Consider the following 22,890-nt stretch of genomic DNA (forward strand, 5'->3'; position numbering starts at 1 on the left):
TTCCGGGGCTCGACCCGCCGCCGCGACGTCGGTGGCCTGACCTAGGCTGGAGACCATGGCTGACCCCGCGACGTACCGCCCTGCGCCGGGGGAGATCCCCACCTCGCCGGGCGTCTACCGGTTCCGTGACGCGCACGGTCGCGTGATCTACGTCGGCAAGGCCAAGAACCTGCGGGCGCGCCTGTCGAGCTACTTCCAGGACGTCGCGAACCTGCACCACCGCACGCAGACCATGGTGACGACCGCGGCCTCGGTCGAGTGGACGGTCGTCGGGACCGAGGTCGAGGCGCTGGCCCTCGAGTACACGTGGATCAAGGAGTTCGACCCGCGGTTCAACGTCAAGTACCGCGACGACAAGTCCTACCCGTACCTCGCCGTGACGATGGGGGAGGAGTTCCCGCGCGCCCAGGTGATGCGCGGGGCGAAGCGCCCCGGCACCCGGTACTTCGGCCCGTACGGCCACGCGTGGGCGATCCGCGAGACGCTCGACCTGCTGCTGCGCGTCTTCCCCGTGCGCACGTGCTCGGCCGGCGTGTTCAAGCGCGCGCACCAGACGGGCCGGCCCTGCCTGCTCGGCTACATCGACAAGTGCTCCGCGCCGTGCGTCGGGCGGATCACGCCCGAGGACCACCGGGCGCTCGCGGAGGACTTCTGCGACTTCATGGCGGGGGACACCCAGCGCTTCGTGCGCCGGCTCGAGCGCAAGATGAACGAGGCGGCCGCGGCGATGGAGTACGAGGCCGCGGCGCGCCTGCGCGACGACATCGCGGCGCTCCAGCGCGCGACCGAGAAGAACGCGGTCGTCCTCGCGGACGGCACGGACGCGGACGTGTTCGCGCTCGTCGGCGACGAGCTGGAGGCCGCCGTGCAGGTGTTCCACGTGCGCGGCGGGCGCATCCGCGGTCAGCGCGGCTGGATCGTCGAGAAGGTCGAGGACGTCACGGACGCGGAGCTCGTCGAGCACCTGCTCCAGCAGGTGTACGGCGCGGCCGAGGAGGCGATCGCGGCGGACGCCGGCGCGCGCTCCGGCCGTGCGGGCGCGCGCGACGCCGTGCCGCGCGAGGTGCTCGTCCCGGTCCTGCCGCCCGACACCGACCAGGTGACCACGTGGCTCTCGGGCCTGCGCGGCGCGCGCGTCGACGTGCGCGTGCCCCAGCGGGGCGACAAGAAGGAGCTCGCCGCGACGGTCCGCGCCAACGCGGAGCACGCGCTCGCGCTGCACCGCACGCGCCGCGCGGGCGACCTCACGACCCGCAGCCAGGCGCTGCGCGAGATCCAGGAGGCCCTCGACCTCGAGTCGGCGCCGCTGCGGATCGAGTGCTACGACGTCTCGCACAACCAGGGCACGTACCAGGTCGCGTCGATGGTGGTCTTCGAGGACGGCCTCGCGCGCAAGAGCGAGTACCGGCACTTCACGGTGCGCGGCCCGGACGGCGACGGCGCGGCGGACGACACCGCGGCGATGTACGAGGTCATCACGCGCCGGTTCAAGCGCTACCTGGCCGACCGGTCGCGCTCGGGCGAGGTCGAGCTCGACCTCGAGGCGGACGACGTCGCCGACGCCTCCGACGCCGCGGGGCGCCGGGCCGAGCGCGCCGCCGAGGCCGCGGGCTACGTCCCGCGCAGCGGCGAGGTCGACGCCGACGCGCCCACCGACCGGCGTGCGCGGTTCGCGTACCCGCCGAACCTCGTCGTCGTGGACGGCGGCCCGCCCCAGGTGGCCGCCGCCGCCCGCGCGCTCGAGGACCTCGGGATCGACGACGTCGCGCTGTGCGGTCTCGCCAAGCGCCTCGAGGAGGTCTGGGTGCCCGGGGAGGAGTACCCGGTCATCCTGCGCCGCTCGTCCGAGGGGCTGTACCTGCTCCAGCGCGTGCGCGACGAGGCGCACCGGTTCGCGATCGCGCAGCACCGCAGGCAGCGCAGCAAGGGCATGACGGCGTCGGCGCTCGACGACGTCCCCGGGCTCGGCCCGGCGCGCAGGACGGCGCTGCTCAAGCACTTCGGGTCGCTCAAGCGGCTGCGCGCCGCGAGCGTCGACGAGATCGCGAGCGTGCGGGGCATGGGCGAGCGCACGGCGCAGGCCGTGGTCGCCGCGCTGGGCGGCGCGGCCGAGCAGGCCGCGCCCGACGCGTCCGGTGCCGCCCAGGACACTCCGGCGGGCGACGGGGCCACGGCCCGCGCGTGAGCGGCTGGCATGCTGGTGCCATGACCTCGGAGCCGACCCCGGACCTCAGCCCGCAGGCGTCCTCTGCCCGCGTGCCGGAGCCCTCCCCGATCACCGTCCCCAGCGGCATCCCCGCCATCGAGGCCGCGACGCCCGCGCCCGAGTCCCGCGACCCGGAGGTGCTCATCATCACGGGCATGTCCGGCGCCGGGCGCACGCGCGCGGCGGCGGTGCTCGAGGACCTCGACTGGTACGTCGTCGACAACCTGCCGCCGCGCATGATCGTCCCGCTCGTCGACCTCATGACGCGCTCCGGGTCGGCGCTCGAGCGGATCGCGGCCGTCGTCGACGTGCGCGGGCGCGAGTTCTTCACCGACCTCGTCGAGGTGCTCGACCACCTGCGCCAGATCGGCGTCTTCTACCGGATCCTGTTCCTCGACGCGTCCGACGAGGTGCTCGTGCGCCGGTACGAGCAGGTGCGGCGCCCGCACCCGCTCCAGGGGGAGGGGCGGATCCTCGACGGGCTCGGGGAGGAGCGCCGCCTCCTCGCGAGCCTCGAGGAGCGCTCCGACGTCGTCATCGACACCTCGGAGCTCACCGTGCACGACCTCGCGCGCGAGGTGCGCGCCGCGGTCGCCGACGGCACGCCCGAGACGCTGCGGATCAACGTCGTCTCGTTCGGGTTCAAGTACGGGCTCCCGCTCGACGCGGACCACGTCGTCGACGTCCGGTTCCTCGCCAACCCGTACTGGATCACCGAGCTGCGCCACCTCACCGGTCGCGACGCCCCGGTGCGCGACTACGTGCTCGGCCGGCCCGGGGCCCTCGAGTTCGTCGACCGGTACGTCAGCGCGCTCGAGCCGGTGCTGGCCGGCTACCTGGGGGAGGAGAAGCGCTACGTGACCATCGCCGTGGGCTGCACGGGCGGCAAGCACCGCTCCGTCGCGATCAGCGAGGCCATCGCCGCCCGCCTGCGCGCGCAGGGCCAGCGCGTCATCGTCACGGCACGGGACCTCGGCAAGGAGTGAGCGACGTGGTCGCCAAGCGCAACCCCGCGGTCGTCGCCCTCGGCGGCGGGCACGGGCTGTCGGCGAGCCTCTCGGCGCTGCGCCTCATGTCCGACCGTCTCACCGCGGTCGTCACGGTCGCCGACGACGGCGGCTCGTCGGGGCGGCTGCGCGCCGAGCTCGGCGTCCTGCCGCCCGGCGACCTGCGCATGGCGCTCGCGGCCTTGTGCGACGACTCGGAGTGGGGCCGCACCTGGAGCTCGCTGCTCCAGCACCGGTTCACGTCCGAGGGCGACCTCGACAACCACGCCGTGGGGAACCTGCTCATCGTCGCGCTGTGGGAGCTGCTCGACGACCCGGTCGCCGGGCTCGACTGGGTCGGCAAGCTCCTGGGCGCGCGGGGGCGCGTGCTCCCGATGGCGTCCGTGCCGCTGCGCATCGAGGCCGACGTGCGCACGGGCGACGCCCTGGAGACGGTCGTCGGGCAGAGCCGCGTCGCGGTCACCCACGGGCGGATCGAGCAGCTGCGCCTCGTGCCCGCCGACCCGCCCGCGTGCCCCGAGGCCGTGCAGGCCGTCGAGGACGCGGACTGGGTCGTGCTCGGCCCGGGCTCCTGGTTCTCGTCCGTCATGCCGCACCTGCTCGTGCCCGAGCTCGCGCGCGCCCTGCACGAGACGCCGGCGCGGCGCTGCGTCACGCTCAACCTGTCGAGCGAGACGGGGGAGACGTACGGGCTGTCCGCGACGGACCACCTCGAGGCGCTGCACAAGCACGCGCCGGGACTGCGGATCGACGCCGTCGTCGCGGACCCGTCGGCGGTGGAGGACACCGAGCAGCTCGCCGACGCCGCGGCGCGCATGGGCGCGCGCCTGCTCCTGCGCCAGGTCCGGCGCGGCGACGGCACCCCGCGGCACGACGCGCTGCGGCTCGCCGCGGCGTACCGCGACGTGTTCGACGACTTCCTCGGCGACGTCGGCTCGCGCGCGCGCTGAGCCGTCCGACAGGGCACGACGGGGCCCGCGGCGGTGGTCGGTCCGCCGCCGCGGTGCGCCGTCATCGGTGGCAGGATGTCCCGCATGGCGCTCACGGCACAGGTGAAGGACGAGCTGGCTCGGCTGCGGGTGGACAAGACGTCGTGCCGCAAGGCGGAGGTCTCCGCGATGCTCCGCTTCTCGGGCGGGTTGCACCTCATCTCGGGCCGCGTCGTCATCGAGGCGGAGCTCGACACCGCGATCGCCGCGCGCCGCCTGCGCGAGACCATCGCGGACGTCTACGGGCACACGAGCGAGCTCATCGTGGTGTCCGCCGGCGGGCTGCGCAAGAGCAGCCGGTACGTCGTGCGCGTCGTGCGCGACGGCGAGTCCCTCGCCCGCCAGACGGGTCTGCTCGACCAGCGTGGCCGGCCCGTCCGCGGGCTGCCGCCGCAGGTCGTCTCGGGCGGCGTCGAGGAGGCCGAGGCCGCCTGGCGCGGCGCGTTCCTCGCGCACGGCTCGCTCACCGAGCCGGGACGCTCGTCCGCGCTCGAGATCACGTGCCCGGGCCCCGAGGCGGCGCTCGCGCTCGTGGGCGCGGCGCGCCGCCTGGGCGTCTCGGCGAAGTCCCGCGAGGTGCGCGGCGTCGACCGCGTCGTCATCCGCGACGGGGACGCGATCAGCGCGCTCCTCACGCGGCTCGGCGCGCACGAGGCGGTGCTCGTGTGGGAGGAGCGTCGCGCGCGGCGCGAGGTCCGCGGGACCGCGAACCGGCTCGCCAACTTCGACGACGCGAACCTGCGCCGCTCGGCGCGCGCCGCGGTCGCCGCGGGCGCGCGGGTCGAGCGGGCGTTCGAGATCCTCGGCCCCGACCTGCCCGACCACCTCCGCCAGGCGGGCGAGCTGCGGCTCGCCCACAAGCAGGCGTCGCTCGAGGAGCTGGGCCAGCTCGCCGACCCGCCGCTGACCAAGGACGCCGTCGCCGGCCGCATCCGGCGACTGCTCTCGACGGCGGACAAGCGCGCCGCCGAGCTCGGGATCCCCGACACGGAGGCGGGCCTGAGCCCCGAGCTGCTCGACCTGTGACGGTCGGGGCCCGCGCCCGCACCCGCCCGAGCGGCACGCGCCACGCTCGACCCGTTCCGGCGCGTCCCCGTGCCGCTCCGATGCCTGGACGTCACGCACCGGCGGGACGATGGTCCCGAGGCGTGGGATCCAGGTCACATGCTGGCGTGGTGTTGGTATAGGCTCGGATGCGTCAGGTGACAACGACGTGCTCCTTCGCTGACACCCCTCGTGGGCGTGGGTGGTCCCGGCTGTCGCCGTGACGATCCCGCGGGCACGGAGGGTGCTGTGCCGGGATCCGGGCAGCGGGGCACGAACGCCATCACCACCTGCGTACGACGGCGTACGTGATCGTTCGGCATCAACCGTGTGCGTCGGGACAACCGGCGCGCCCTGAGGAGGGCATTGTGACCATCCGCGTCGGTATCAACGGCTTCGGTCGTATCGGACGGAACTTCTACCGCGCCATCGTCGAGTCGGGCGCCGACATCGAGATCGTGGGCGTCAACGACCTCACGGACAACAAGACGCTCGCGCACCTGCTCAAGTACGACACGGTGCTGGGCCGCTTCCCCAAGAGCGTGGACTTCGACGACGAGAACATCATCGTCGACGGCGTCAAGATCCGTGCCCTCGCCGAGCGCGACCCCGCGAACCTCCCCTGGGGCGAGCTGGGCGCCGACATCGTCATCGAGTCGACCGGCTTCTTCACCGACGCGACCAAGGCCAAGGCGCACATCGACGCCGGTGCCAAGAAGGTCATCATCTCGGCCCCGGCCAAGAACGAGGACGCCACGTTCGTCATGGGCGTGAACTCGGACCAGTACGACCCGGCCGCGCACCACATCATCTCGAACGCGTCGTGCACCACGAACTGCCTCGCGCCGCTGGCGAAGGCGCTCAACGACTCGATCGGCATCGAGCGTGGTCTCATGACCACGATCCACGCCTACACGGGCGACCAGAACCTGCAGGACGGCCCGCACCGCGACCTGCGTCGCGCCCGCGCCGCCGCGCAGAACATCGTCCCGACGTCGACGGGTGCCGCCAAGGCCGTGTCGCTCGTGCTCCCGGAGCTCAAGGGCAAGCTCGACGGCTACGCGCTCCGCGTGCCGGTCATCACGGGCTCGGCGACGGACCTCACCTTCACCGCCTCGCGCGAGGTCACGGTCGAGGAGGTCAACGCCGCGCTCAAGGCCGCCGCCGAGGGCCCGCTCAAGGGCATCCTCGAGTACGTCGACGACGAGATCGTCTCGAGCGACATCGTCACGAACCCGCACCAGAGCATCTTCGACTCGAAGCTCACCAAGGTGATCGGCGACCAGGTCAAGGTCGTCTCCTGGTACGACAACGAGTGGGGCTACTCGAACAGCCTCGTCGCGCTCACGCAGCTCGTCGGCGACAAGCTCTGAGACACCCGCTGACGCAGCCCGACCCTGCGTAGCACCATGCGTCCGCGTGCGCGTCCCGGCACCGCCCGGTGACGCGCACGCGGACGTCCTCATGTGCGGGCACGGCCGGCCCCCGGCACGGGCCCGCACGACGGCGACCGAACCGTAGGAGACCGCATGAAGACCATCGACTCCCTGGGCGACCTGCGCGGCAAGCGCGTCCTGGTCCGCTCCGACTTCAACGTCCCGCTCGACGGGACGACCATCACGGACGACGGGCGCATCCGCGCCGCGCTGCCCACGCTGAAGAAGCTCACCGACGCCGGTGCGAAGGTCGTCGTCACCGCGCACCTCGGTCGCCCCAAGGGCGAGCCGGACGCGAAGTACTCGCTCGCGCCCGTCGCCGCGCGCCTCGGGGAGCTGCTCGGCGTCCCCGTGCACCTCGCGCAGGACGTCGTGGGCGAGTCCGCGCGCGAGACCGTCGCCGCGCTCGGCGAGGGCGAGGTCGCGCTGCTGGAGAACATCCGCTTCGACGCGCGCGAGACCTCCAAGGACGACGCCGAGCGTCAGGCGCTCGCGCACGACCTCGCGGAGCTCGCCGACGTGTTCGTCTCCGACGGCTTCGGCGTCGTGCACCGCAAGCAGGCGTCGGTCTACGACGTCGCGCAGGTGCTGCCCGCCGCGGTCGGCGAGCTCGTCCTCAAGGAGGTCGACTCGCTGCGCAAGGCGACCGAGGACCCGGAGCGCCCGTACGTCGTCGTGCTCGGCGGCTCGAAGGTGTCCGACAAGCTCGGCGTCATCGCGAACCTGCTCACCAAGGCGGACCGCCTGCTCATCGGCGGCGGCATGGTCTTCACGTTCCTCGCGGCCAAGGGCTACGGCGTCGGCAAGTCCCTCCTCGAGGAGGACCAGATCGACACCGTCAAGGGCTACCTCGCCGACGCCGAGAAGAACGGCGTCGAGATCGTGCTGCCGACGGACGTCGTGGCCGCCGACTCGTTCGCCGCGGACTCCCCGCACGAGGTCGTCGCCGCGGACGCCATCCCGGCGGACAAGATCGGCCTCGACATCGGCCCCGAGTCGGCCCAGCTCTTCGCGAGCAAGATCGCGGACGCGAAGACCGTCGTCTGGAACGGCCCGGCGGGCGTGTTCGAGTTCGACGCGTTCTCGGGCGGCACGCGCGCCGTCGCGCAGGCCCTCGTGGACGCGACGGCGAACGGCGCGTTCACCATCGTCGGCGGCGGCGACTCGGCCGCGGCCGTGCGCATCCTCGGCTTCGACGAGGCCGGGTTCAGCCACATCTCGACCGGCGGCGGCGCGAGCCTCGAGTTCCTGGAGGGCAAGGACCTGCCCGGGATCTCCGTCCTCGAGGGCTGACGCCCCTCCCGTACCCCTCCCGCTCCGCCCCGCTCCTGCGGGGCGGGGCGGGCCCCACAGAGAGAAGAAGGACCGTGGCGAACACCCGCACCCCGCTCATGGCGGGCAACTGGAAGATGAACCTGGACCACCACCAGGCGACCCACACCGTGCAGAAGCTCGCGTGGACCCTCAAGGACGCGAAGCACGACTACGCGGCCGTCGAGGTGGCCGTGCTGCCCCCGTTCACCGACCTGCGCTCCGTGCAGACCCTCGTGGACGCGGACAAGCTCGAGCTGAAGTACGGCGCGCAGGACGTCTCGGCGCACGCCGAGGGCGCGTACACCGGCGAGATCTCGGCGACGATGCTCGCCAAGCTCGGCGTGAGCTACGTCGCGATCGGCCACTCCGAGCGCCGCCAGTACCACGGCGAGACGGACGCGCTGGTCAACGAGAAGATCGTCGCCGCCGTGGGTCAGGGCATCGCCCCGATCGTCTGCGTGGGCGAGGGTCTGGACGTCCGCAAGGCGGGCGAGCAGATCCCCTACACGCTCGCGCAGGTCGAGGGCGCGCTCGCGGGTCTCCCCGCCGCGCAGCTCGCGACGCTCGTCATCGCCTACGAGCCCGTGTGGGCCATCGGCACGGGCGAGGTCGCGACGCCCGAGGACGCGCAGGAGGTCTGCGGCGCGATCCGCGGCGCCCTGGGCGACCTCTACGACGCGGACCTCGCGAACGCGACCCGCATCCTCTACGGCGGCTCGGTGAAGTCCTCGAACGTCGCCGCGATCATGGCGCAGCCCGACGTCGACGGCGCGCTCGTCGGCGGCGCGAGCCTCGACCCGGAGGAGTTCGCCCGCATCGCGCGCTACCAGTCGCACGCGACCGGGGCCTGACCTCCGCGGACGCGTCGCCCGACGGCTCCGGGGAGCAGATCCCGGGGCCGTCGGGGCCGGACGTGAGACGCCGGCGGCCGGGGTTGGCCGCGGCGGCCTCGCGTCGCCTACTCTTGTCCCCTGTGCAGCGGGTCACGCCCGCTCACCACAACCGTGCGGTCGCGCTCGACAACGGTCGGGCCGGCCCTGAGCCTCAAGGACGTACTCGTGGACGTGCTGCGCATCATCCTCCAGATCCTGCTGGTGCTGACCAGCGCCTTCCTCACCCTGCTCGTGCTCATGCACAAGGGGAAGGGCGGCGGTCTGTCCGACATGTTCGGCGGCGGGATCTCGAGCTCGGTGGGCAGCTCCGGCGTCGCCGAGCGCAACCTCAACCGGATCACCGTGGCCTTCGCCCTCGTCTGGGCGGTCGTCATCGTGCTCCTGGGTCTTCTCCAGAAGGTGAGCTGACCCGCACGCCCTGACGGGGCGTCGGGAGGGCTCGAGGAAGTCGCAGGGGGGCAGCCGCGCGACCCAGCGCGGTACGGGCAGAGCGAGTGCCGACGACGGCACGGACGGGGGAGAGCACGTGGCAGGTGGTAACGCGATCCGCGGGTCGCGCGTCGGGGCGGGACCGCTCGGGGAGTCCGAGCGCGGCGAGATCGCGCCGCGCTTCTGGGTGTCCTACTGGTGCGCGAACGGTCACGAGACGCGGCCGAGCTTCTCCTCGGAGGCGGACATCGAGGCTCCGGAGACCTGGGACTGCCCGCGGTGCGGCTTCCCGGCCGGCCAGGACCGCGAGAACCCGCCGACGCCGCTGCGCAACGAGCCGTACAAGACGCACCTCGCGTACGTGAAGGAGCGCCGCAGCGACGAGGACGGCGTGGCCATCCTCGACGAGGCGCTCGCCGCGCTGCGCGCCCGTCGCGGCGTCTGACCGCCCCTCACCGACGACGGGGCCGCCGCTCACCGACGAGGGCAGTCCCGGGGCGCGCCGCACCCGGAAGGCGTGACTCGCGCTGTTCCGTCGCGGCTCAGCCGCGCACGCGCGCGAGGACGAACCCGTCGTAGCCCTTGGAGCCGACGGTCTGCACGGCCGTGGCGTCGAGGCGCGGGTGGTCGACGATGCGCGCGACCATCTCCCGGACCCCGAGGACGTTGGGGTCGGTGCTCCGCGGGTCCGCGACCGCCCCGCCGCGGACGGTGTTGTCCACGACGACGAGCGTGCCGGGCCGCGAGAGCCGGACCGCGAGGTCGAGGTACACGGGGTTCGACGGCTTGTCCGCGTCCACGAACACGAGGTCGAACGGCTCCGTGCCCTCGTCGACGAGCCGGCGCAGCGTGTCCGCCGCGGGACCCACGACGACGTCCACGACCGCGGAGAGCCCGGCCGCGGCGAGCGACTCGCGTGCCACGGCCGCGTGCGCCGGGTCGATCTCGCACGTGACGAGGGTGCCGCCGTCCGGCGGGAGCGCGCGGGCGAGCCAGATCGTCGAGTACCCGCCGAGCGTGCCGACCTCCAGGACGCGTCGCGCGCCCGTGGCGAGCGCGAGGAGCTGCAGGAGACGGCCCTGCGCGGCCGAGACCTGGATCTCGGGGAGACCGGCCGCCCGTGCGCGCTCCGACGCGGCGGCGAGCACGTCGTCCTCGCCCACGAGCGGGCCGAAGTAGGCGTCGACCGCGTCCCACGTCGCTGCGGGGTCGGTCGGGCCGGCGAGGTCGTCGGGCGCGCCGGTCGTCATGCGGGATCAGCCTCCGCGCGGTCGCCCGCGGCCGCCACGTCGACGAGCCACAGGGTGCGCTCGGTGCCGGCGACCGCCGCGGCGGGCGTCTCGCGGGCCGGTGCCCCGCCGAGCGCGGCGGCGACGGCGGGCGCCTTCTCGGCGCCGGCCGCGACGACCCAGACCTGCCGTGCCCGGGCGATCGCCTCGAACGTCAGCGTCACGCGCTCGGGCGGCGGCTTGGGGGAGCCGTGGACGCCCGCGGTCGGCACGCCCTGCACGTCGAGGCCGGGGTGCCCGGGGAAGAGCGACGCGACGTGGCCGTCCGGCCCCATGCCGAGCAGGAGGACGTCGAACTCGGGCACGGCCGCGCCGGCGGGCGCGTGCTCGGCGAGCGTCGCGGCGTACGCCGCGGCGGACTCCTCGGGCGTGGCCGCGGCGTCGGCCGACGGCATCGGGTGCACGTTCTCGGCCGGGAGCTGCGGCAGGTGGTCGAGCAGCGCGTCCCGCGCCTGGGTCTCGTTGCGCTCGCCGTCGCCCGACGCGAGGAACCGCTCGTCGCCCCACCACAGGTGCACGCCGGTCCAGTCGACCGCGTCGCGCGCGGGGTGGCGGGCCAGCGCGGCGAGGCTCGCGATGCCGACGGTGCCGCCCGTGAGCACGACGTGCACCGGGCGGCGCACCGACTGCACGTCGAGGAGCCGCGTCACGAGGCGCGACGCGACCGCCTCGGCGAGGACCCCCGCGTCGGGGTGCACGACGACGAGGCGCGCGTGGGCGGCGTGGGCCTTGGGCTGCGTGGCGCTCATGCGCCCACCTTCTGCAGGCCCTTGGTGAGCACCTCGCCGTAGATCTCGTCCGGGTCGAGGCGGCGCAGCTCCTCGATGAGGGCCTCGCTCAGGGTGCGGATCGGGAGGGCGACGCGGCGGTCGGGCTTGCCGGGCTGGCTGATGGTCACGATGCGGCCGTCGGGGCGGTCGAGGACGATCGGGCCGCTCTTGCGCTCGAGCGTGACGCGCGTGATCGCCTCGGCGCCACGCCGTCGCACGACCTGCGCCGGGCACCGCAGGCGCGACCCGAGCCACGCGGCGAGCAGGTCGAGCGACGTGTGCTTCGCCTGGCCCTCGACGACGACGCTCGTCACCGGCTCGTACGGCGGCTGGTCGAGCGCGGCGGCGATGAGGCCGCGCCACAGCGTGACGCGCGCCCACGCGAGGTCCGAGTCGCCCGGGCCGTACGTCGTCGCGAGCTGCGCGAGCGTCGCCTCGGGGTCCTTGGCGGTGATGGAGTCCGTGATGCGCCGCTGCGCCATCGCGCCGACCGGGTCGTCGTCGGGCGAGGCGGGCGGCTGCCCCGGCCACCACACGACGATCGGGGCGTCGGGCAGCAGCAGGGGCATGACGAGCGTGTCGGCGTGCTCGAGCAGCGGGCCCGCCGTGCGCAGCACGACGACCTCGGACGCGCCGGCGTCGCCGCCGACGCGGATCTGGGCGTCGAGGTGCGGGGTCGTGCTCCGCCCGGACGGCGCGACGACGATGACGCGGCACGGGTGCTCGCGGCTCGCGTCGTTCGCCGCCTCGATCGAGGTCTCGACGTCGGACTCGCGGGCGATGACGACGAGCGTCAGGACGCGGCCGAGCGCGATCGCGCCGCCCTCGTCCCGCAGGCGCACGAGGCGCTTGTTCACCGCGTTCGTCGTCGTGTCGGGCATGTCGATGATCATCGCGGGGTCCTCGCCGGTCGGAGGGTCGTGCCGCGCCGGCGCGCACGACGGGGTCGGGGGGTGTCGGGCAGGAGCGCCGCGCTCCGCGAGGGCGGCGCCCCGAGAGCGGTCACGGGCGCCGCCACGAGCGGCCGTCGCGCGCGAGCATCGCGTCGGCGGACTCCGGTCCCCACGTGCCGGAGCGGTACGGCTCGGGCGCGCCCTTCGCCTCCCAGTGCGCCGTGATGGGGTCGAGGATCTTCCAGGAGAGCTCGACCTCCTCGCGGGTGGGGAACAGCGGCGGGTCGCCGAGGAGCACGTCGAGGATGAGCCGCTCGTACGCCTCCGGGGAGGACTCCGTGAACGCGTGCCCGTACCCGAAGTCCATCGTGACGTCGCGGACCTCCATCGCGGTGCCCGGGACCTTGGCGCCGAAGCGCATCGTCACGCCCTCGTCGGGCTGGACGCGGATGACGAGCGCGTTGTTGCCGAGGTCGGACGCCTGCGACGTCTCGAACGGCAGGTGCGGAGCCTTCTTGAACACGACCGCGACCTCGGTGACGCGACGCCCGAGGCGCTTGCCCGTGCGCAGGTAGAACGGCACGCCCGCCCAGCGGCGGTTGTCGATGTCCACGCGGATCGCCGCGTACGTCTCGGTCCTCGAGTCCGCGGGGATGCCGTCCTCGTCGAGGAAGCCGATGACCTCCTCGCCGCCCTGCCAGCCCGCGGCGTACTGCCCGCGCGCGGTGTGCCGCGACAGCTCCCGGGGGAGCCGGACGGCGGAGAGCGCCTTGATCTTCTCGGCGCGCAGCGACGGCGCGTCGAACGACACGGGCTCCTCCATCGCGACGAGCGCGAGGAGCTGGAGCAGGTGGTTCTGGATGACGTCGCGCGCGGCGCCGATGCCGTCGTAGTAGCCGGCGCGGCCCCCGATGCCGATGTCCTCGGCCATCGTGATCTGCACGTGGTCGACGTAGTTCGCGTTCCAGATGGGCTCGAACATCTGGTTCGCGAAGCGCAGGGCGAGGAGGTTCTGGACCGTCTCCTTGCCGAGGTAGTGGTCGATGCGGAAGACCGAGTCGGGCGGGAAGACCTCCGACACGACGGCGTCGAGCTCCCGCGCGCTCGCGAGGTCGTGGCCGAACGGCTTCTCGATGACCACGCGGCGCCACGCGTCCTCCGCCGAGCGGGACAGCCCCGACTCGGCGAGCTGGCGGCACACGACGGGGAACGCGCTCGGCGGGACCGACAGGTAGAACGCGTGGTTGCCGCCCGTGCCGCGCTCGGCGTCCAGGGTCTCGACCGTCTCGCGCAGGCGCTCGAACGCCTCGTCGTCGTCGAAGGAGCCCTGGACGAAGCGGATGCCCTCGGCGAGCTGGCGCCACGTCGCCTCGCGGAACGGCGTGCGCGCGTGCTCCTTCACCGCGTCGTGCACGACCTGGGCGAAGTCCTGGTCCTCCCAGTCACGGCGCGCGAAGCCCGTCAGCGCGAAGCCCGGGGGGAGCAGACCGCGGTTGGCGAGGTCGTACACCGCGGGCATGAGCTTCTTGCGGGCGAGGTCGCCCGTGACGCCGAAGATGACGAGCCCGCAGGGGCCCGCGATCCGGGGCAGGCGCAGGTCGAGGGGGTCGCGCAGAGGGTTGTGCTCTGGCGTGATCTTGGCCGGTCTCACCTGGGGGCACCGTTCCGTTCGGGGAGGGGTCGGAGGACTGCAGAGGGTCAGGGGCGTCTGCGGATCATAGGGGCGCCGCCGGGGCGTCCGCCGCCGTTCCCGCAGGTCGGACGCGCGGCCGCGTCGGCGGCCGCGCGCCGTCGGTCAGGAGGAGGCGAGCCGGCGCAGGTTGTCGCGCGTCGTGTCGAGGAGCTCGGTCCAGCTGTCCTCGAACTTGCGCACGCCCTCGGCCTCGAGGCGGTCGGTGACCTCGACGAGCGACACGCCGAACGACTCGACGGTCTCGATCGTGCGGCGGGACGCGGCGGCGGTGCCCGTGACGGTGTCGCCCGTCACGACGCCGTGGTCCGCGAACGCCTGGAGCGTCGACTCGGGCATGGTGTTCACGACGCCGTCCGTGACGAGCTCGTCGACGTAGAGGGTGTCGCGGTACTCCGGGTTCTTCACGCCCGTGGACGCCCACAAAGGCCGCTGCGGGTGCGCGCCGGCGGCGGCGAGCGAGCGCCACCGGTCGGTCTGGCGGAACTCCTCGTACGCCTCGAACGCGAGCCGGGCGTTGGCGACCGCGGCCTGGCCGCGCAGGTCGAGCGCCTCCGGCGTGCCGACCTTCTCCAGCGCCGCGTCCACCGCGGTGTCGACGCGCGAGACGAAGAACGACGCGACGGATCCGATCGGCGCGAGGTCGGTCCCGGCCGCGCGGGCCTGCTCCAGGCCGGCGGCGAAGGCGTCCATGACCGCGCGGTAGCGCGCGAGCGAGAAGATGAGCGTGACGTTGACGCTGATGCCCTGCGCGAGGGTGCGCGTGATCGCGTCGAGGCCCTCGACGGTCGCGGGGATCTTGATGAAGACGTTGGGCCGGTCGATCGTGCGCCACAGGCGCTCGGCGGTCTCCACGGTCGCGTCCGCGTCGTGCGCGAGGCGCGGGTCCACCTCGATCGACACGCGCCCGTCGACGCCGTCCGTGGCGTCGTACACGGGGCGCAGGAGGTCGGCGGCGGCCCGCACGTCGTCCGTCGTGATGCTCTCGACGGCGGCCTCGACGGCCGCGTCGTCGGTGCCCGCGGCCGCGAGGTCGGCGAGCTGCGCGTCGTACGCGTCGCCCTTCGCGACGGCCGCGGCGAAGATCGTGGGGTTCGTCGTGACGCCGACGACGCCGCGCGTCGCGACGAGCTCGGCGAGGTTGCCCGAGCGCAGCCGTTCTCGGGAGAGGTCGTCGAGCCAGATCGACACGCCCGCTCCCGTGAGCTGCTCGATGGGGCCGGGGACCGCGGTGGACTGCGTCATCGGACTTCCTCTCGGTGGTGCTCTCGCTGCGGACGTGCTGCCCGGGCCGTGCGACCCGACCCGGACCGTCCCGAGGTGGGGCCGCACGCGGCCCCACCTCGGAATCTACGAAGGGTCAGAGCTGGTCGCCAGTGCCGCCCTCCGACGGGGAGGCCGCGGCGCCCGGGGCGTCGCCGCCACGGGCGGCCGCGATCGACTCGCGCGCCGCCGCCGCGACGGCCTCGGACGTGATGCCGAACTCGCGGTACAGCACCTGGTAGTCGGCCGACGCACCGTAGTGCTCGAGGCTCACCGTGCGGCCGGCGTCGCCGACGAGCTCGCGCCAGCCCTGCGCGACGCCCGCCTCGACGGACACGCGCGCACGGACGCCGGACGGCAGGACGGACTCGCGGTAGGCGTCGTCCTGCCCGTCGAACCACTCGCGGCTCGGCAGGGACACGACGCGCGCCTGCACGCCCTCGGCGGCGAGGATCTCGCGCGCCTCGACGGCGAGCTGCACCTCGGAGCCCGTGCCGATGAGGATGACGTCGGGCGTGCCCTCCGTGTCGAGGAGCACGTACCCGCCGCGCGCGGTGCCGGACGCGTCGGCGTAGCCGTCGGTCCCGCGCGGGAACGTCGGGACGTTCTGGCGCGTGAGGACGATGCCGGCGGGGCGCTCGGTGTTCTCGAGCACCGTGCGCCAGGCCCACGCGGTCTCGTTGGCGTCGGCCGGTCGGACGACGTCGAGACCCGGGATGGCGCGCAGCGCCGCGAGGTGCTCGACCGGCTGGTGGGTCGGGCCGTCCTCGCCGAGGCCGATCGAGTCGTGCGTCCACACGAACGTCGTCGGGATCTCCATGAGGGCCGCGAGGCGCACCGCGGGGCGCATGTAGTCGCTGAACTGCAGGAACGTGCCGCCGTAGGCGCGCGTGCCGCCGTGCAGCACGATCCCGTTGAGGATCGCGCCCATCGCGTGCTCGCGGATGCCGAAGTGCAGCGTGCGGCCGTACTCGTGGCCGGGGAACTTCTTCGTGGCGTGCTCGACGGGCACGAACGACGGCTCGCCGTCCATCGTCGTGTTGTTGGAGCCCGCGAGGTCGGCGGAGCCGCCCCAGAGCTCGGGCAGCACGTCCTTGAGGGCCGTGAGCACCTTGCCGGACGCGGAGCGGGTCGCGACGGCCTTGCCCGGCTCGAACGTGGGGAGGGCGTCCTCCCAGCCCGCGGGGAGCTCGCGCTTCTCGAGGCGCGAGAGGAGCTCGGCGCCGGACGGGTTGGCGGTCCTCCACGCCTCGAACGCGGTGTCCCACGCGGCGCGGGCCACGCCCTGGCGCTCGCCGACGGCGCGCGTGTACGCGAGCACGTCGTCGTCGATCGCGAAGGTCGCGTCGGGGTCGAGACCGAGCTCGATCTTCAGGCCGCGGATCTCCTCGGCGCCCATCGCGGAGCCGTGGATGCCGCCCGTGTTCTGCTTGGTGGGCGACGGGTAGCCGATGATCGTGCGCAGGGCGATGATCGACGGCTTGCCGGTCTCGGCCTTGGCGGCCTCGACGGCGGCGTGCAGCGCGTCGACGTCCTCGGCGTACCCGGTGCCGCCGTTCGTCCAGTCGACCCGCTGGGTGTGCCAGCCGTACGCCGCGTAGCGCGCGAGGACGTCCTCGGTGAACGCGATGTCCGTGTCGTCCTCGATGGAGATCTTGTTGTCGTCCCAGATGACGACGAGGTTGCCGAGCTGCTGGTGGCCGGCGAGCGAGGACGCCTCGCTCGTCACGCCCTCCTGCAGGTCGCCGTCGGACGCGATGACGAAGACGTGGTGGTCGAACGGCGACTCGCCCGGGGCGGTCGACGGGTCGAGCAGGCCGCGCTCGCGGCGGGCCGCGAAGGCCATGCCGACCGCGGACGCGAGGCCCTGGCCGAGCGGGCCGGTCGTGATCTCGACGCCGCGGGTGTGCTTGTACTCGGGGTGGCCCGGGGTCTTGGAGCCCCAGGTGCGCAGCGCCGCGATGTCCTCCATCTCCAGGCCGTACCCGGCCAGGAAGAGCTGGAGGTAGATCGTCAGCGACGAGTGACCCGCGGAGAGCACGAACCGGTCGCGGCCGACCCACTGGTCGTCCGACGGGTCGTGGCGCATGACCTTCTGGAACAGCAGGTAGGCGGCCGGCGCCAGCGAGATCGCGGTGCCCGGGTGGCCGTTGCCCACCTTCTCCACGGCGTCGGCGGCGAGCGCCTTGATCGTCTTGACGGCCCGGTCGTCCAGGTCCGTCCAGTCCAGGGGCGTGTGAGCAGGGGACAACGCGTTCACCGAACCTCATTCCCGTCCGGAGCGCGCGCCCCGGATCCTCGCGACAACTCGAAGCAACCGTTGAACTATTCCCGGGCTCGCGCCGCAGCGGCGTCGGGCCGGGGCCGGTCGCGTCGCCCGGCGCCCAACGGCACGACGGGCGGAACGACGCAGGGACGGCTGCACACCCAGCGTATACGGGGTCGCCGTTCTCGCCCGGGGGTGCCCACGTGCTGGATTTCGGTCGGATGTCACACAATCGCCCGGCCGGTCGGGTCGGCCCCGGCGCAGGTGGGGACGTACGATGAGCGAGGACGACCGGCGGTCCGTCCCAGCTCGCCCCCACCTCAGAACGGAACACCGAAGCGCGTGCACACCACGAGCCAGGCACCGATCGACGGGACCGGAAGCCCGTCGAGCGCCGTGCCGACCCCCCAGGACGCCCCCGCGACCGGCGCCGCGCCCGCGCGTGAGGCCGCGCGCGCGACCGTCGCCCTGCGCGAGCGGGTGGGTGCCTACGTCGCCCTGACCAAGCCGCGCATCATCGAGCTCCTGCTCGTCACGACGGTGCCGACGATGATCCTGGCGCAGGGCGGGCTGCCGGGCCTCGGGCTCATCCTCGCGACGCTCGTGGGCGGGACGCTCGCCGCCGCGTCGGCCAACGTCTACAACTGCTACCTCGACCGCGACATCGACCAGGTCATGAACCGCACCAAGCGGCGCCCGCTCGTCACGGGCGAGGTGTCGCCGCGGGCCGCGCTCGTGTTCGCGACCGTCCTCGGCGTCGTGTCCCTCGTGTGGTTCGCGCTGCTCGTCAACGTCGTGTCGGCGTGGCTGACGTTCGCCGCGATCGCGATCTACGTCGTCGGCTACACGATGATCCTCAAGCGCCGCACGCCGCAGAACATCGTGTGGGGCGGCATCGCGGGCTGCATGCCGGTGCTCATCGGCTGGTCGGCGGTCACGGGCTCCCTGAGCTGGGCGGCGCTCGCCCTGTTCCTCGTCATCTTCTTCTGGACGCCGCCGCACTACTGGCCGCTGTCGATGAAGTTCAAGCGCGACTACGCCAACGCGGGCGTGCCGATGCTGCCCGTCGTCGCCGACGACCGCCGGGTGGCGGTCGAGATGGTCGTGTACAGCGTCGCGATGATCGCGTCGTCGCTCGCGCTGTGGCCGCTCGCCCAGATGACGTGGGTGTACGGCGTCGTCGCGACGGCGCTGGGCGCGTGGTTCCTCGCGTCGTGCCTGACGATGCTGCGCCGCGCGCGCGTCAAGGCGGACGGCAACGGCGGCAAGGTGGGGGAGATGAAGGTCTTCCACGCGTCGATCACGTACCTCACGCTGCTGTTCGTCGCCGTGGCGGTCGACGTCTTCCTGCCCCTGTGAGCCCCGTGGTGCCGGGAGGGCAGTGAGGCGATGAGCGGCGGCGAGGCGCACGTGCCCGAGGCGCTGGACCGCGCCGCGCGCGAGTACCTCGCGCACCTCGCGGTCGAGCGCGGGCTGTCCGCCAACACGGTCGCGGCCTACCGTCGCGACCTCGCGCGCTACGTCGCGTTCCTCGCGTCGCGCGGGAACCACGCCGTGCGCGACGTCGAGCCGGACGACGTCGCCGACTACGTCGCCGCGCTGCGCACGGGCGCCGACGGCGGGGCGAGCCTGTCGCCGTCGTCCACCGCGCGCTCGGTCGCCGCCGTGCGCGGCTGGCACCGCTTCTGCGCGGCCGAGGGCCTCGCCGACGGCGACGTCTCGGCCGACGTGCGCCCCCCGGCCCAGGGCCGGCGCCTGCCGAAGGCGATCTCCACGGACGAGGTCGCGCGCATCCTCGACGCCGCCGGGCTCGGCGACGGTCCCGCGCCCCTGCGCGACCGCGCGCTCCTCGAGCTCGTGTACTCGACCGGCGCGCGCATCAGCGAGGCCGTGAGCCTCGACGTCGACGACCTCGACCTCGAGGGCGGTGCCGTCCGTCTGCTCGGCAAGGGCAGCAAGGAGCGCGTCGTGCCGGTCGGGTCGTTCGCGCGCCGCGCGCTCGACGCCTACCTCGTGCGCGGGCGTCCCGGGCTCGCGGCGCAGGGCCGCGGCACGCCCGCCGTGTTCCTCAACACGCGCGGGGCCCGGCTGTCCCGGCAGAGCGCGTGGGCGGTGCTGCGCACCGCGGCGGAGCGCGCGGGGATCGAGCACCCGGAGCGGATCTCACCGCACACGCTGCGGCACTCGTTCGCGACGCACCTGCTCGCGGGCGGGGCGGACGTGCGCGTGGTCCAGGAGCTGCTGGGCCACGCCTCGGTCACGACGACCCAGATCTACACGCTCGTCACGCCGGACACCCTGCGCGAGGTCTACGCGGCCGCGCACCCCCGCGCGCTGGGCTGACGACGGCGGTCGGCCGCAGCCGTCGCGGGCCGCAGCCGTCGCGAGCCGCCGTCGCGGGCGACGACGGAGCTCGGCCGCATGCCCGACGGCGACCTGACGGCGACCCGGAGGGCTCCGGGCGGGAACGCGGCGCGCGGGCGCGTGCGCACGAGCGGCGACGAGGTCCTGCGATACCGTGGCGGACGTGAGCAGCCAGGCCGAGACCCAGCCCGAGATGCGCGGCGCGCCCAGCTCGCACGGCGACGCCGTCCGTCCCCTCGTCCCCGAGACGCCCCGACCGGGCGACGGCGCGACCCCCGGGAGCGCGTCGAACGGCGCGAGCCACGAGGCCGCGCCGGCTCGCGTGGACGTCGTCGGCCGCCCGCTGCCCGAGTTCCCCGAGCCCGCGCCGCTCGCGGTGCACGGCCCGGGCCGCATCATCGCGATGTGCAACCAGAAGGGCGGCGTCGGCAAGACGACGACGACGATCAACCTCGGCGCCGCGCTCGCCGAGTACGGCCGCAAGGTGCTGCTCGTCGACTTCGACCCGCAGGGGGCGGCGTCCGTCGGCCTCGGCGTCAACCCGCACGAGCTCGACCGCACGGTCTACAACCTGCTCATGGAGCGCGGGGCGGACATCCACGACGTCCTCGTCCCCACGGACGTGGAGAACCTCGACCTGCTGCCGGCCAACATCGACCTGTCGGCCGCGGAGGTCCAGCTCGTCGGCGAGGTCGCGCGCGAGTCCGTGCTGTCGCGCGTGCTGCGTCCCGTCGTCGACGACTACGACGTGATCCTCGTCGACTGCCAGCCGTCGCTCGGCCTGCTCACGGTCAACGCCCTGACCGCCGCGCACGGCGTGCTCATCCCGCTCGAGTGCGAGTTCTTCGCTCTGCGCGGCGTCGCGCTGCTCGTCGAGACGATCGAGAAGGTGCGCGACCGGCTCAACCCGCGCCTCGACGTCGACGGCATCCTCGCGACGATGTTCGACTCGCGCACGCTCCACTCGCGCGAGGTCGTGGCGCGCGTGCACGAGGCGTTCGGCGACAAGCTGCTGCAGACCGTGATCGGGCGCACCGTGAAGTTCCCGGACGCGTCCGTCGCGGCCGAGCCCATCACCGTCTACGCGCCGACCCACCCCGGCGCCGTCGCGTACCGGCAGCTCGCGCGGGAGCTGGTCGCCCGTGGCGACGCCGCCTGAGCCGCCGCCACCCACGGAGCCGCCCGCGCGGACCGGGTTCGAGGTCCGGCTCGACAACTTCAGCGGCCCGTTCGACCTGCTGCTGTCGCTCATCACCAAGCACAAGCTCGACATCACCGAGGTCGCGCTCGCGCGCGTGACGGACGACTTCATCGCGTACATCCGCGAGGCGGAGCGCGCCGCGGCCGCGGCGAGGGCCGCGGGGGAGGACCACCCCGGGTGGGACCTCGGGACGGCGAGCGAGTTCCTCGTCGTCGCCGCGACGCTCCTCGACCTCAAGGCCGCGCGCCTGCTGCCCACGGGCAGCGTCGAGGACGACGAGGACCTCGCGCTGCTGGAGGCGCGCGACCTGCTGTTCGCCCGGCTGCTCCAGTACCGCGCGTACAAGGACGTCTCGGGCGTCCTCGCGGAGCGGTTCGAGAGCGCGGGGCGCCGCTTCCCGCGCGTCGTGCAGCTCGAGCCGCACCTCGCCGCGCTGCTGCCCGAGCTCGTGTGGACCATGGGTCCCGACCAGCTCGCGGCGCTCGCCGCACGCGCGCTCGCCCCGAAGGCGCCCCCGCCCGGCGTCTCGCTCGACCACCTGCACGCGCCCGCGGTGAGCGTGCGCGAGCAGGCGGGCATCGTCGTCGACCGCGTGCGCAGCCACGGCACGACGACGTTCCGCGCCCTCGTCGCGGACGCGGGGGAGACCGCGGTGGTCGTCGCGCGCTTCCTCGCGCTGCTCGAGCTGTTCCGCCAGGCGCTCGTCGCGTTCGACCAGGTGACGCCGCTCGGCGAGCTCACGGTGCGGTGGTCGGGCGACGACGACGCGCCCGAGCCGGCGCTCGCGGACGTCGGCACCGAGTTCGACGAGGGCGACGACGTCGCGCCGGGCGCCCTCGAGCCCACCGACCAGGAGGTCCCCGCGTGACGCAGCCCGACGCCCCGACCGGCGCCCCGACCCTCGCCGGGCCGGGCGGTGCCGAGCCCGGTGCGAGCCCCGAGGCCGCCGTGCCCGACGTGCACGACCTGCCGGGCGGACTGCCGTCCGCGCTCGAGGCCGTGCTCATGGTCGCGGACGAGCCCGTCCCGGCGGTCGAGCTCGCCGCGGCCCTCGCCGTCCCGGTCGACGCGGTGCTCGACGCGCTGCACGACCTCGCCGCGGAGTACCGGGGCGACGACGGCGGCCGTCCCCGCGGGTTCGAGCTGCGCGAGGCGGGCGGCGGGTGGCGCGTGTACTCCGCGCCCGCGCACGCCGAGCTCGTCGGGCGGTTCGTCCAGGGCGGCCAGACGGCGCGGCTCACGCAGGCGGCGTTGGAGACTCTGGCCGTCATCGCGTACCGTCAACCGGTCAGCCGCGGCCAGGTGTCGGCGGTGCGAGGGGTCAACGTGGACGGCGTGGTGCGCACTCTCGTGGCGCGCGGGCTCGTGGCCGAGGTCGGTCAGGACCCGCACACCGGCGCCGGCCTGTTCGGCACCACGGGCTACTTCCTCGAGCGCATGGGCTTCACGTCGCTCGACGAGCTGCCCCCGCTCGCGCCGCACCTGCCGGACATGGACGACCTCGAGGGCCTGGACGGGCTCGCCGACCTGCGCGCACCCGTGCGCCGGGACGGCCCCGCCGCGCCCCCGACGGGCACCTCCCAGGACGCGGCCGACGACGAGGGCGGCGCACCGGCGCCGGCCCCGCTGCTGCACGACGTGGCGCCCGGCGTCACGCACGGACCGACGGACGAAGGACACGCATGAGCTCGAGAGACGGACGCCAGCCTGGTGACGGGGGGCGCGGGCGCGCCCCGCGGGACGGGTCGGGCGACGCGCGTCGCGGCGGGCCCCGCGGCGCGGGCGCAGGCCGCGGTGGCTCCGGCGCAGCGGGCGGTTCCGCGGGCCGCGGTGCGC

At 74.1% G+C, this 22,890-nt stretch carries 19 protein-coding genes and 1 pseudogene; 14 read left to right on the forward strand and 6 right to left on the reverse strand.

Annotation, left to right across the window (positions count from 1 at the left end; genetic code table 11):
* The first annotated feature begins 55 nt into the window (after window positions 1-55).
* The 9 genes from uvrC (at window position 56) to GYH36_RS00620 (ending at window position 9,763) form a co-directional block, all read left to right on the forward strand.
* Complete coding sequence (gene uvrC / locus GYH36_RS00580; RefSeq protein WP_115942615.1) at window positions 56-2,185, forward strand: excinuclease ABC subunit UvrC; 2,130 nt, start codon at window positions 56-58, stop codon at window positions 2,183-2,185.
* A 20-nt stretch (window positions 2,186-2,205) separates the two neighbouring features.
* Window positions 2,206-3,192: an RNase adapter RapZ gene (rapZ, locus tag GYH36_RS00585; protein ID WP_051471551.1), complete on the forward strand. Its 987-nt coding sequence runs from the start codon at window positions 2,206-2,208 to the stop codon at window positions 3,190-3,192.
* A complete protein-coding gene (locus tag GYH36_RS00590; RefSeq protein WP_024840228.1) occupies window positions 3,189-4,163 on the forward strand; it encodes a gluconeogenesis factor YvcK family protein in 975 nt (324 codons plus the stop codon). Before rapZ ends, GYH36_RS00590 begins: the two co-directional genes overlap by 4 nt.
* An 84-nt stretch (window positions 4,164-4,247) precedes the next feature.
* A complete protein-coding gene (gene whiA / locus GYH36_RS00595) occupies window positions 4,248-5,228 on the forward strand; it encodes a DNA-binding protein WhiA (RefSeq protein ID WP_024840229.1) in 981 nt (326 codons plus the stop codon).
* 386 nt (window positions 5,229-5,614) lie between these two features.
* On the forward strand, window positions 5,615-6,619 hold the full coding sequence (gene gap / locus GYH36_RS00600) for a type I glyceraldehyde-3-phosphate dehydrogenase (protein WP_024840230.1): 1,005 nt from the start codon (window positions 5,615-5,617) through the stop codon (window positions 6,617-6,619).
* A gap of 156 nt (window positions 6,620-6,775) precedes the next feature.
* Window positions 6,776-7,975, forward strand: coding sequence for a phosphoglycerate kinase (locus GYH36_RS00605; RefSeq protein WP_024840231.1), 1,200 nt, complete (start codon window positions 6,776-6,778; stop codon window positions 7,973-7,975).
* Between the two features lie 74 nt (window positions 7,976-8,049).
* On the forward strand, window positions 8,050-8,847 hold the full coding sequence (gene tpiA / locus GYH36_RS00610) for a triose-phosphate isomerase (protein ID WP_024840232.1): 798 nt from the start codon (window positions 8,050-8,052) through the stop codon (window positions 8,845-8,847).
* Window positions 8,848-9,054: 207 nt separating this feature from the next.
* Window positions 9,055-9,297: a preprotein translocase subunit SecG gene (gene secG, locus GYH36_RS00615; protein ID WP_024840233.1), complete on the forward strand. Its 243-nt coding sequence runs from the start codon at window positions 9,055-9,057 to the stop codon at window positions 9,295-9,297.
* A gap of 118 nt (window positions 9,298-9,415) precedes the next feature.
* Window positions 9,416-9,763 carry an RNA polymerase-binding protein RbpA gene (locus tag GYH36_RS00620; protein WP_024840234.1) on the forward strand — a complete coding sequence of 116 codons (348 nt, stop codon included), beginning with the start codon at window positions 9,416-9,418 and terminating at the stop codon, window positions 9,761-9,763.
* 97 nt (window positions 9,764-9,860) lie between these two features.
* Here the strand turns inward: GYH36_RS00620 and GYH36_RS00625 are convergent, their stop codons facing one another.
* The 6 genes from GYH36_RS00625 to tkt all read right to left on the reverse strand — a co-directional run bounded on the left by GYH36_RS00625 (window position 9,861) and on the right by tkt (window position 17,483).
* Window positions 9,861-10,568: an O-methyltransferase gene (locus GYH36_RS00625; protein ID WP_162288804.1), complete on the reverse strand. Its 708-nt coding sequence runs from the start codon at window positions 10,566-10,568 to the stop codon at window positions 9,861-9,863.
* Window positions 10,565-11,356 (reverse strand): 6-phosphogluconolactonase, encoded by a 792-nt coding sequence (gene pgl / locus GYH36_RS00630; protein ID WP_162288805.1) that lies wholly within the window; start codon window positions 11,354-11,356, stop codon window positions 10,565-10,567. The genes GYH36_RS00625 and pgl overlap by 4 nt, the downstream gene beginning before the upstream one ends.
* On the reverse strand, window positions 11,353-12,270 hold the full coding sequence (gene opcA / locus GYH36_RS00635) for a glucose-6-phosphate dehydrogenase assembly protein OpcA (protein WP_024840237.1): 918 nt from the start codon (window positions 12,268-12,270) through the stop codon (window positions 11,353-11,355). The genes pgl and opcA overlap by 4 nt, the downstream gene beginning before the upstream one ends.
* A gap of 109 nt (window positions 12,271-12,379) precedes the next feature.
* Window positions 12,380-13,921, reverse strand: coding sequence for a glucose-6-phosphate dehydrogenase (zwf, locus tag GYH36_RS00640; RefSeq protein ID WP_115942612.1), 1,542 nt, complete (start codon window positions 13,919-13,921; stop codon window positions 12,380-12,382).
* 144 nt (window positions 13,922-14,065) lie between these two features.
* Window positions 14,066-15,205, reverse strand: a complete 1,140-nt coding sequence (gene tal / locus GYH36_RS00645; protein WP_162288806.1) for a transaldolase — start codon at window positions 15,203-15,205, stop codon at window positions 14,066-14,068.
* 115 nt (window positions 15,206-15,320) lie between these two features.
* Window positions 15,321-17,483 (reverse strand): transketolase, encoded by a 2,163-nt coding sequence (gene tkt, locus GYH36_RS00650; RefSeq protein WP_162288807.1) that lies wholly within the window; start codon window positions 17,481-17,483, stop codon window positions 15,321-15,323.
* Window positions 17,484-17,831: 348 nt separating this feature from the next.
* Between tkt and GYH36_RS00655 the strand changes: the two genes are divergently transcribed.
* The 5 genes and pseudogenes from GYH36_RS00655 to scpB all read left to right on the forward strand — a co-directional run.
* Window positions 17,832-18,848 carry a heme o synthase gene (locus GYH36_RS00655; protein WP_312028442.1) on the forward strand — a complete coding sequence of 339 codons (1,017 nt, stop codon included), beginning with the start codon at window positions 17,832-17,834 and terminating at the stop codon, window positions 18,846-18,848.
* Window positions 18,849-18,878: 30 nt separating this feature from the next.
* Window positions 18,879-19,832, forward strand: coding sequence for a site-specific tyrosine recombinase XerD (gene xerD / locus GYH36_RS00660; RefSeq protein WP_155099407.1), 954 nt, complete (start codon window positions 18,879-18,881; stop codon window positions 19,830-19,832).
* A 184-nt stretch (window positions 19,833-20,016) separates the two neighbouring features.
* A complete protein-coding gene (locus tag GYH36_RS00665) occupies window positions 20,017-21,012 on the forward strand; it encodes a ParA family protein (RefSeq protein WP_231492822.1) in 996 nt (331 codons plus the stop codon).
* Window positions 20,996-21,922 (forward strand): segregation and condensation protein A, encoded by a 927-nt coding sequence (locus GYH36_RS00670; RefSeq protein WP_162288808.1) that lies wholly within the window; start codon window positions 20,996-20,998, stop codon window positions 21,920-21,922. The genes GYH36_RS00665 and GYH36_RS00670 overlap by 17 nt, the downstream gene beginning before the upstream one ends.
* A gap of 80 nt (window positions 21,923-22,002) precedes the next feature.
* Window positions 22,003-22,569 (forward strand): annotated as a pseudogene (gene scpB, locus GYH36_RS00675) (SMC-Scp complex subunit ScpB); the annotation flags it as partial.
* Window positions 22,570-22,890 lie beyond the last annotated feature (321 nt).

The organism is Cellulosimicrobium composti (assembly GCF_010287905.1).
Classification (GTDB): Bacteria; Actinomycetota; Actinomycetes; order Actinomycetales; family Cellulomonadaceae; genus Cellulosimicrobium; species Cellulosimicrobium composti.